The sequence below is a fragment of the Rhodococcus sp. NPDC057014 genome (assembly GCF_042673295.1).
Taxonomy (GTDB): domain Bacteria; phylum Actinomycetota; class Actinomycetes; order Mycobacteriales; family Mycobacteriaceae; genus Rhodococcus_F.
This window is the reverse complement of sequence record NZ_JBHUSF010000333.1, coordinates 1-9,627: the sequence shown is the minus strand read 5'-3', so window position 1 is coordinate 9,627 and position 9,627 is coordinate 1. Positions and strand designations below refer to the sequence as shown.

Sequence of the window (9,627 nt, the reverse complement as noted above, 5' to 3'; positions counted from 1 at the left end):
GGCCGAATTGATCTTCTTCGCGATGGCCGCGTCATTGGTCAGGATGATCCCCCCGCGGGGCCCGCCGAGCGTCTTGTGCGTCGTCGACGTCACCACGTGCGCGTGCGGCACCGGGGACGGGTGGAAACCGGTGGCCACGAGGCCGGCGAAGTGGGCCATGTCCACCATCAGGTACGCGCCGACCTCGTCCGCGATCTCCCGGAAGCGGGCGAAGTCCAACTGGCGCGGGTAGGCCGACCAGCCGGCGATGATCAGCTGCGGCCGGTGCTCGCGCGCGGCCTTCGCGACCTCGTCCATGTCGATGAGATAGTCCTTCTCGGACACCCCGTACGCGGCCACGTTGTAGAGCTTGCCGGAGAAGTTCAGCCGCATGCCGTGCGTGAGGTGGCCGCCGTCGGCGAGGGAGAGGCCGAGGATGGTGTCGCCCGGCTTGATCAGCGCGTGCATCACCGACGCGTTCGCGGTGGCGCCGGAATGCGGTTGCACGTTGGCGTATTCGGCGGCGAAGAGCGCCTTGACGCGGTCGATGGCGAGTTGCTCGATGGAGTCGACGTGCTCGCAGCCGCCGTAGTAGCGGCGCCCCGGGTACCCCTCCGCGTACTTGTTGGTCAGCACCGAACCCTGCGCCTGCATGACCGCGAGCGGCGCGTGGTTCTCCGACGCGATCATCTCCAGGCCGGTGCGCTGGCGTTCGAGTTCCCTGCCGATCAGCGCGGCGACGGCCGGGTCGAAATCCGCGAGGTCACGGCTGAGGACGCTCATGCGTTCGCTCCGTTCTTCTCGGCGTACTCGGCGGCGGTGAGGAGCTCGCCGGCCGCGGACGGCTGGACGGCGAACAGCCAGCCCTCCCCGTACGGGTCGGACGTCACCAGGCCGGGGTCGTCGACCGCGGCAGTGTTGATCAGGGTCACCCGGCCGCTCACCGGCGGGTACAGCTCGGAGACGGTCTTGGTGGACTCGACCTCGCCGCACGATTCACCGGCGACGATGGTCGTCCCGACCTCGGGCAGGCCGACGAAGACGAGTTCGCCGAGCGAGTTGACGGCGACGGACGTGATGCCGACGCGGACGGGCTCGTCGGGCAGCTCGGCGCCCGGTTCGATCAGGACCCATTCGTGGTCGTCGGTGTAGCTGCGGTCGTCGGGGAAGGCTGCTGAAGACATGGCGGTACCTTTTTCGGGGCCGAAGGGAGTGGGAGGGTTCAGGAACGGCGGTAGAACGGCGACGGGGTGACCACGAACGGTTCCTTCTTGCCGCGGATGTCGACGGTCAGCTCGGTGCCGGGCTCACGGAACGCGATGTCGACGAACGCCAGCGCGATCGGATGTCCCAGCGTCGGGGACAGGGCGCCGGACGTGATCGTGCCGACGGCCGCTCCGCCGGTCGCGTCGTGAACGGTGTATTCGGCGCGGGCGGCGCGGCGTCCGGTGCCTGCGAGACCGACGAGCACCCGCTGCGGGGCCTGCTCCGACAATGTCTGCAGGGCGTCGCGGCCGACGAACTCCTTGTTCAGCCGGACCACCTTGCCGAGGCCGGCCTCGTACGGGTTCGTGTCGAGCGTTAGCTCGTGCCCGTACAGCGCCATCCCGGCCTCGAGCCGCAGCGTGTCGCGGCAGGCGAGACCCGCGGGGACGCCGTCGCGCGCCGTGGTGGCGGCCAGCAGGGCGCGCCACAACGCCACGGACTGCGCGTTCGGCACGTACAGCTCGAAGCCGTCCTCGCCGGTGTAGCCGGTGCGGGCCAGGAGGACGTCGATGCCGGCGACGACCGCGCGGGTGACCGCGTAGTACTTCAGTTCCGCGACGGTCTCCACCTGCGGGGCGGGGACGAGGGACTGCACGATGTCCTGGGCCGCCGGTCCCTGCACGGCGATCAGCGCGGTCTCCGCGGACTGGTCGTCGACGTTCGCCGAGAAACCGTCGGCGCGCGCCGCCAGTTCGCGGTACACGGCCGGGGCGTTCGCAGCGTTCGCGACCACCAGGAAGTGCTCGTCGGCGAGCCGGTAGACGACGAGATCGTCGATCACGCCGCCGTCCGCGTTGCACAGGAGCGAGTACTTGGCCCGCCCGACACCGATCTTCGACAGCTCGCCGGCCAGCGCGTAGTCCAGCAGTGCGCCGGATTCCGTTCCGGTGACGGCGATCTCACCCATGTGCGAGAGGTCGAACAGTCCGGCGGACGTGCGGACGGCGTGGTGTTCGGCGAGTTCGCTGTCGTATTTCAGCGGCATCTGCCAGCCCGCGAAGTCGGTGAAATGCGCTCCGAGAGCGCCGTGCTCGCCCAGGAGCGGGGATGCGGGCGTGGTGGTGACGGTCATGCGAAGGCCTCCTCGAGGGCCGGGGAATCAATGTCGGTGGTGTTCTCGAAGGCCTCGGGCGCAGGGCAGGAGCACACGAGGTTGCGGTCGCCGTGCACGCCGTCGATGCGGCGCACTGGCGGCCAGTACTTGCCGGCCCGCAGCGACGCGACGGGGAAGGCGGCCAGGTGCCGCGGGTAGGGCAGATCCCAGTTGTCGGCGGTGACCTGATCCGCGGTGTGCGGGGCCTGACGCAGCGGGCTGCGTTCGAGCGGCCACACGCCCTCGCCGACCAGATCGATTTCGCCGCGGATCGAGATCATCGCCTCGATGAAGCGGTCGAGTTCGGCCAGATCCTCGGATTCGGTGGGCTCCACCATCAGGGTGCCGCTGACGGGGAACGACAGGGTGGGGGCGTGGAAACCGTAGTCGATCAACCGCTTCGCGACGTCCTCGGCGGTCACGCCGGTCGCCTTCGTGACTGGACGCAGGTCCAGGATGCATTCGTGCGCCACCAGACCCGAGGGCCCGGTGTACAGGACGGGGAAGTGCGCGTCGAGCGACTTCGCGACGTAGTTGGCGGCCAGCACCGCGGACTTGGTGGCCTCCGTCAGACCGTCCGGGCCCATCAGCGCGATGTACGCCCACGTGATCGGCAGGATGCCGGCGGAGCCGTAGTTGGCCGCCGACACCGGGGTGCCGAGCTGGTCTCCGCCGAGCGGGTTGCCGGGCAGGAACGGCGCCAGATGCTTGCGGACCGCGACCGGTCCGACACCGGGGCCGCCGCCGCCGTGCGGGATGCAGAACGTCTTGTGCAGGTTCAGGTGCGACACGTCGCCGCCGAACTTCCCCGGCTGGGCCAGGCCGACGAGCGCGTTGAGGTTGGCGCCGTCGACGTACACCTGGCCGCCGGCCTCGTGCACGAGATCGCACACCGTCCGCACGTCGTTCTCGTACACGCCGTGGGTGGACGGGTAGGTGAGCATGATCGCGGCGATCTTGTTTTCGTGCGCCGCGATCTTCGCGCGCAGGTCGCTCAGGTCGATGTTGCCGTTCTCCGCCGTCGCGACGACGACCACCCGCATGCCGGCGAGCACCGCGGATGCGGCGTTGGTGCCGTGCGCGGACTGCGGGATGAGGCAGATGTCGCGCCCGTGGTCGCCGCGGCTGTCGTGGTAGCCGTTGATGGCGAGCAGCCCGGCCAGTTCGCCCTGCGATCCGGCGTTGGGCTGCAACGACACCCGGTCGTATCCGGTGATCTCACCCAGCCACCGCTCGAGGCCGCGGATGAGCTGCAGGTAGCCGCTGGTCTGTTCGACCGGGGCGTACGGGTGGATGGACGCGAACCCGGGCCAGCTGATCGGCTCCATCTCCACCGCGGAGTTGAGCTTCATCGTGCACGAGCCGAGCGGGATCATGGTGCGGTCCAGCGCGAGGTCCTTGTCCGACAGGGCGCGCAGGAAGCGCAGCATCGCCGTCTCGGACCGGTGCTCGTGGAACACGGGGTGCTGTAGGTAGTTCGACGTGCGCAGCAGCGACTGCGGGAGCTGGGAGACCGTTCCGGCCTGGGCGCGGGCGCCGAACGCGGACAGGACGCGGTCCACGATCTCGTCGGTGGTGCACTCGTCGCAGGCGACCGCGACGTGGTCCGCGTCGACCAGCCTCAGGTTGATGCCGGCGCGGTCGGCACGGTCGACGACGTCGCGCGCTCCGGCCGGCACGTGCACCAGCACGGTGTCGAAGAAGCTGTCGTGGACCACCGAGTGTCCCGCCGTGCGGAGGCCGCCCGCGACGGACGTCGCGTGTCCGTGTACCCGAGTCGCGATGGCGCGCAAACCTTCCGGGCCGTGGTAGGCGGCGTACATGGCGGCGACGTTCGCGAGGAGCGCCTGCGCGGTGCAGATGTTGCTCGTCGCCTTGTCACGCCGGATGTGCTGTTCGCGGGTCTGCAGTGCCAGCCGGTAGGCGGTCTTCCCGTCGACGTCGACGGACACTCCGACGAGCCGGCCGGGGAGCATACGCTCGAGACCGCCGCGCAGCGCCATGTACCCGGCGTGCGGCCCGCCGAAGAACAGCGGCACACCGAAACGCTGGGCGGATCCCACCGCGATGTCGGCACCCTGCTCGCCGGGCGGCGTCAGCAGCGTCAGCGACAGCAGGTCGGCCGCGACCGTGGTCAGCGCGCCGCGCTCCTGGGCGGCGGCGATGAGCGGGGCCAGATCGCGCACGTGGCCGCTGGCGCCGGGCGCCTGGAACACGACGCCGAACAGGTCACCGTCCGGAAGTCCATCGGTCAGCTCGGCCACCTCGACGTCGATGCCCACCGACTTGGCCCGGCCGCACACCACCGCGAGGGTTTGCGGCAGACAGTCGGCGTCGACGACGACCCGGTTGGTCCCCGACTTCGCCTTGTTCGCGCGCCGCATCAGCAGCACCGCTTCCATCACCGCGGTGGCCTCGTCCAGCAGGGACGCACCGGCGAGGGGCAGCGCCGTCAGGTCTTCGATGACCGTCTGGAACGTCAGCAGCGCCTCGAGCCTGCCCTGGGAAATCTCCGGCTGATACGGCGTGTACGCGGTGTACCAGGCCGGCGACTCGAGCATGTTGCGGCGCAGAACTGCGGGCGTGATGGTGTCGTGGTAACCGAGGCCGATCATCTGGACGCGGGTCTCGTTGCGCTCCGACAGCGTGCGCAGGTCGGACAGCACCTGCTGCTCCGACCGTGCCACCGGCAGGTCCATGGCCTCCGAGCTGCGGATCTGATCAGGCACCGCGGCATCGACGAGCTGATCGAGCGTGTCGTAACCGAGGGCGCCGAGCATGCGCTGGGTGGCGGAAGCGTCGGGGCCGATGTGGCGTGACGGAAAATCGCTGGTGAGAGGCGCGCTGCGATGCGCGTGGCGGGATTCGACTGACACGAGGTGACTCCGGTTTCGTTGAGTCCGGACCGCACCGGACATCGACAAGGGGGCACCTCCCCGCTCTGTCCTGAAACCTGAGAGTTTGGGCGCACCGCATGCGCGGCGTGCTCTTCACCTTCGGTAAGTACCGGCCTGCGGCCGATTCTGTTCTCCAGAGTTGCCTCTACGCTGCGGTACTGGGGCCTGAGAGATTCCCGGGGAGGAAGTTGCTCCTACGGCGCCTCCGACAAGGAGGTTCTCCCGCTGCGCGTCAACGGCGTATTCAGTTGTGGTTGGCCAAACAGTACACAGGCGTGACGGGTTTGTCTCCCCAGGCTCCGTCCCGGTCGCCGAGCGGGCGACGATGTTGCCAAAACGCCTCGTCGTTTGGCATCCTTGAGTGATCCTCGCTCGGACGTGACCGCACACGCCGATCGGTGAGAGCCCAGACAGCCTCGAGTGCAACGGTTGTCGTCGTGTGCTCGCCCTCCCACTTACTGTTCCCCGGTGCCGCGCTGCCCGAGGGATTCGCAAACCGACCGGTTTCGTCCGGTCATAGGAGTTCCCTACATGACTGCGCACCCTGAGGGCCGCCGCCTGCTCCGCCTCGAAGTCCGCAACGCCCAGACCCCGGTCGAACGCAAACCGTCGTGGATGAAGGTGCAGATGCGGACCGGCCCCGAATACCGTGATCTCGCCGCCCTCGTCGAACGCGAGAGCCTGAACACCGTGTGTCAGGAAGCCGGATGTCCCAACATCTTCGAATGCTGGGAGGACCGTGAGGCCACGTTCCTCATCGGCGGTAGCCAATGCACCCGGCGGTGCGACTTCTGCCAGATCGACACCGGCCGTCCCGCGGCCCTCGACCGGGGAGAACCCCGGCGGGTCGCGGAATCGGTGCAGACCATGGGCCTCCGGTACGCCACCGTCACCGGCGTGGCGCGCGACGATCTGCCCGACGGCGGCGCCTGGCTGTACGCCGAGACGGTCCGGCAGATTCACGAACTGTGCCCGGGCACCGGGGTCGAACTGCTGATCCCGGATTTCAACGCCGACGCCGCACAGCTGCGCGAAGTGTTCGACACCCGCCCGGAGGTACTCGCGCACAATGTGGAGACCGTTCCCCGGATCTTCCGTCGCATCCGGCCTGCCTTCACCTACGAGCGTTCCCTCGACGTCATCACGCGGGCCAGGGAGGACGGCCTGATCACCAAGTCGAACCTGATCCTCGGGATGGGGGAGACCACGGACGAGGTGATCCAGGCACTCCGGGACCTGCATGCCGCCGGCTGCCAATTGGTCACGATCACCCAGTACCTGCGGCCCTCGGGCCGGCATCATCCGGTGGAGCGGTGGGCGAAACCGGAGGAGTTCGTGATGCTCGACGGGGTCGCCCGCGAGATCGGATTCCTCGGCGTTCTGTCCGGGCCGCTCGTGCGGTCGTCCTACCGGGCGGGCCGCCTGCACGCCGAAGCGGTCGCCGCGACCGCTGCACTCTGATGTCGATTCCCTTTCCGTTCCCTCAAGGAGTTCCCATGTCCCGATCTGCAGATGTCGTCATCCTCGGCGGCGGTTCCGGCGGCTATGCGGCCGCGATCCGTTCGGCCGAACTGGGCCGTTCGGTCATTCTCATCGAAGAGAACGAACTCGGCGGCACCTGCCTGCACCAGGGGTGCATTCCGACCAAAGCGCTGCTGCATTCCGCCGAGGTCGCCGACAATGCCCGCACCGCCTCGCGGTTCGGGGTCGACGTCACGTTCGGCGGGGTCGACCTCGAGAAGGTACTGAGCTACCGGAACAGCGTCGTGACCCGCCTGCACAAGGGCCTGCAGGGCCTCGTCGACTCCCACGGCATCACCGTCGTCAACGGTCGCGGACGGCTGGTCGGACCCAACGGTGTCGAGGTCGACGGCGAGCTGATCACCGGCGCCGCCGTCGTCCTGGCGACGGGCTCGTCCCCGAAGACGTTGCCGGGCATCAGCATCGGCGGCAGGGTCGTCACCAGCGAGCAGGCGCTCGTGCTGCCGACGGTCCCGAAGAAGGCGATCATCCTCGGCGGCGGCGTCATCGGAGTCGAATTCGCCAGTGTGTGGGCGTCGTTCGGCGCGTCGGTGACGATCGTCGAGGCGATGCCCAGGCTGGTGCCGAACGAAGACGAGGCGGTCTCCAAATACCTGGAGCGGGCGTTCCGTCGTCGCAAGATCGCCGCGAAGACCGGGGTGCGGGTCACCGAGGTGGCGCAGGACGACGACGCGGTGACCGTCACCCTCGATTCCGGCGACGTGCTCGACGCCGACGTCGTGCTGGTTGCGGTGGGCCGCGGTCCGAACACCGCCTCGATGGGGTACGAGGAGACCGGCGTGGTCCTCGACCGGGGATTCGTGGTCACCAGCGACCGGCTGCGCACCACCGTGCCGAACGTCTTCGCGGTCGGCGACATCGTGCCCGGCCTCCAGCTCGCGCACCGCGGCTTCCAGCAGGGCATCTTCGTGGCGGAGGAGATCGCCGGGCTCCGTCCGGACGTCATCGACGAGACCGGTATCCCCCGCGTCACCTACTCCCACCCCGAGGTCGCGTCGGTCGGGTTGACCGAGACCGCGGCGCGGGAGAAGTTCGGCGAGAACGTCCGGACGGTCGTCTACGACCTCGCCGGCAACGGCAAGAGCCAGATCCTCGGGACGTCGGGGGCGGTCAAACTCGTGGTGACGCCGGACGGCGTCGTGGTCGGTGTGCACATGGTCGGCGACCGCGTCGGCGAGCTGATCGGCGAGGCGCAGCTGCTGTACAACTTCGGGGTCGACTCCGCCCAGGCGGCGAAGTTCGTGCACGCCCACCCCACCCAGGGCGAGGCCCTCGGCGAGGCACTGCTGGCGGTGGCCGGCAAACCGCTGCATGTCCACGCCTAGGCCCTCCGGGCCCGTGAGTGGTTAGCGAGTCTCTGCACTCGTTAACCACTCACGGGTGGCGGAGCCGCCGGTCTTCTCGAATCGCAGTCTCGACACGGCGATTCCGGCGAGCAGGAAGGACACGGCGACGAGGATGTACAGCTGCGTCGGCGACCAGTCGCGGTCGAGGAGGGCGCCCGCGACGATCGGGGACGCGATGGCGCCGACGCGTCCGACGCCGATGCCCCAGCCGACTCCGGTGGCCCGGACGGCCGGGGAGTAGACCGACGGGGTGATCGCGTACAGCCCGGCGATGCAGCCGTTGGCGAAGACGCCGATGAGGGCGCCGAGCCCGAACGCGATGACGATGGATGCGGTGGCGGGAACGAAGACGACGAGAAGCGCCCCCGCGATCGCCAGGTACGCGATGAGCACCCGCTTCAGGGCGAACCGCGCCGACAGAGCGCCGAGCAGGGTGGCGCCGAAGATGCCGCCGAGGTTGAGGAGCACGCCGCCGGTGACGCCCTGGTTCGCGGACATGCCCGCCTCGACCAGCAGTTTCGGCGTCCAACTGGTGACGAAGTAGAAGCCGAACATCGCAGTGAAGAACGCGAACCACACCAGGAGGGTGCTGCGGCGTCGCTCCGGGGAGAGGAGCACGCGCACCGCGAATCCGGCGTCCGCAGCGGTGGCGGCGCGCGGTGCGGGCAGTTCGTCGAGGGGCGGCTGACCGGCCCGCCGCGCGAACGCGTTGATCCGGTCGAGGGTATTGGCCGGGCGACGCACGAGCAGAAAGTCGATCGATTCGGGGAGCCGCGCGTAGACGACGGGGATGATCACGGCCGTGCACAGGCCACCGAACAGGAACACCGAGCGCCACCCGAGCGAGTTCTGCAGCACGACGGCGATGATGCCGCCGAGGGTGGCGCCGACGGCGTACCCGGTGGAATTGAGGCTCACGGCCAGCCCGCGCCAGCGGTTCGACGCGTACTCACTGGCAATGACGTTGCTGCTGGCGAGGATTCCGCCGATTCCGACCCCGGTGAGCGCGCGGAGCAGACCGAGTTGCATCGCGTTCTGGCTGACAGCCGACAGCAACATGCCCGACGACGCCAGCGCCAGGCACAGCAGGATCATGGCGCGGCGACCGATGGTGTCTGCCCACGGCGCCAGGAACAGCGACCCCGCGGCCATACCGAACAGCCCGGCACTGAGCAGAAGGCCGACGACGGAGCCGGACAGTTCCCACTCCTGCGACACCGACTGCGCGGTGAACGCCATGACGAGGACGTCGAAGCCGTCGAGCACGTTGAGTAGACCGCAGATGGCGATGGCGCCCCATTGGTAGTGCGTCATCGGACTGCTGTCGATGCGTTCGCGTAGGTCGAATTGCATGCTCGGGACCTGCTCTTCCTCGGAGGTGGGCTGTGATGTGGCTCACGACCCACTTACCGTGGCGGACAGGTCACCCGTTTCCAAGTCCGATTCCGAATGTCGGAAGACGCCGCCCGTGAGTACCTGTTAACCGCGGGCGGTTAACAAGTAC

7 protein-coding genes and 1 riboswitch are annotated in these 9,627 nt (G+C 68.8%); of the genes, 2 read left to right on the top strand and 5 right to left on the bottom strand.

Going from position 1 to position 9,627, the window contains the following annotated elements; all coding sequences use genetic code 11:
• From glyA to gcvP, 4 genes are all read right to left on the bottom strand, one after another.
• Positions 1–762: serine hydroxymethyltransferase (gene glyA, locus ACFTZB_RS38165; protein ID WP_378439974.1), on the bottom strand; the 762-nt coding region annotated here is incomplete at its 3' end.
• On the bottom strand, positions 759–1,163 hold the full coding sequence (gcvH, locus tag ACFTZB_RS38160) for a glycine cleavage system protein GcvH (RefSeq protein ID WP_378439972.1): 405 nt from the start codon (positions 1,161–1,163) through the stop codon (positions 759–761). The genes gcvH and glyA, both read right to left, overlap by 4 nt.
• 38 nt (positions 1,164–1,201) lie before the next feature.
• Entirely contained in the window at positions 1,202–2,317 is a 1,116-nt protein-coding gene (gcvT, locus tag ACFTZB_RS38155; protein ID WP_378439970.1) for a glycine cleavage system aminomethyltransferase GcvT, read from the bottom strand.
• Entirely contained in the window at positions 2,314–5,256 is a 2,943-nt protein-coding gene (gcvP, locus tag ACFTZB_RS38150; RefSeq protein ID WP_378439968.1) for an aminomethyl-transferring glycine dehydrogenase, read from the bottom strand. Before gcvP ends, gcvT begins: the two co-directional genes overlap by 4 nt.
• Positions 5,257–5,378: 122 nt before the next feature.
• Positions 5,379–5,470, bottom strand: a riboswitch (glycine riboswitch).
• Positions 5,471–5,766: 296 nt separating this feature from the next.
• Between gcvP and lipA the strand changes: the two genes are divergently transcribed.
• Together lipA and lpdA are read left to right on the top strand one after the other, a co-directional pair.
• The gene (gene lipA, locus ACFTZB_RS38145) at positions 5,767–6,696 is read left to right on the top strand and encodes a lipoyl synthase (protein WP_378439966.1); all 930 of its coding nucleotides are present in this window, start codon (positions 5,767–5,769) and stop codon (positions 6,694–6,696) included.
• Positions 6,697–6,731: 35 nt separating this feature from the next.
• Positions 6,732–8,102 carry a dihydrolipoyl dehydrogenase gene (gene lpdA / locus ACFTZB_RS38140; protein ID WP_378439964.1) on the top strand — a complete coding sequence of 457 codons (1,371 nt, stop codon included), beginning with the start codon at positions 6,732–6,734 and terminating at the stop codon, positions 8,100–8,102.
• Positions 8,103–8,123: 21 nt separating this feature from the next.
• On the opposite strand, the gene ACFTZB_RS38135 is transcribed toward lpdA, so the two are convergent.
• Positions 8,124–9,476 (bottom strand): MFS transporter, encoded by a 1,353-nt coding sequence (locus tag ACFTZB_RS38135; protein ID WP_378439961.1) that lies wholly within the window; start codon positions 9,474–9,476, stop codon positions 8,124–8,126.
• Positions 9,477–9,627: the final 151 nt, after the last annotated feature.

Coding starts and splice junctions, on each gene's coding strand:
- gcvH (WP_378439972.1), bottom strand. CDS start 1,163: ATGTCTTCAGCAGCCTTCCCCGACGACCGCAGCTACACCGACGACCAC.
- gcvT (WP_378439970.1), bottom strand. CDS start 2,317: ATGACCGTCACCACCACGCCCGCATCCCCGCTCCTGGGCGAGCACGGC.
- gcvP (WP_378439968.1), bottom strand. CDS start 5,256: ATGTCCGGTGCGGTCCGGACTCAACGAAACCGGAGTCACCTCGTGTCA.
- lipA (WP_378439966.1), top strand. CDS start 5,767: ATGACTGCGCACCCTGAGGGCCGCCGCCTGCTCCGCCTCGAAGTCCGC.
- lpdA (WP_378439964.1), top strand. CDS start 6,732: ATGTCCCGATCTGCAGATGTCGTCATCCTCGGCGGCGGTTCCGGCGGC.
- ACFTZB_RS38135 (WP_378439961.1), bottom strand. CDS start 9,476: ATGCAATTCGACCTACGCGAACGCATCGACAGCAGTCCGATGACGCAC.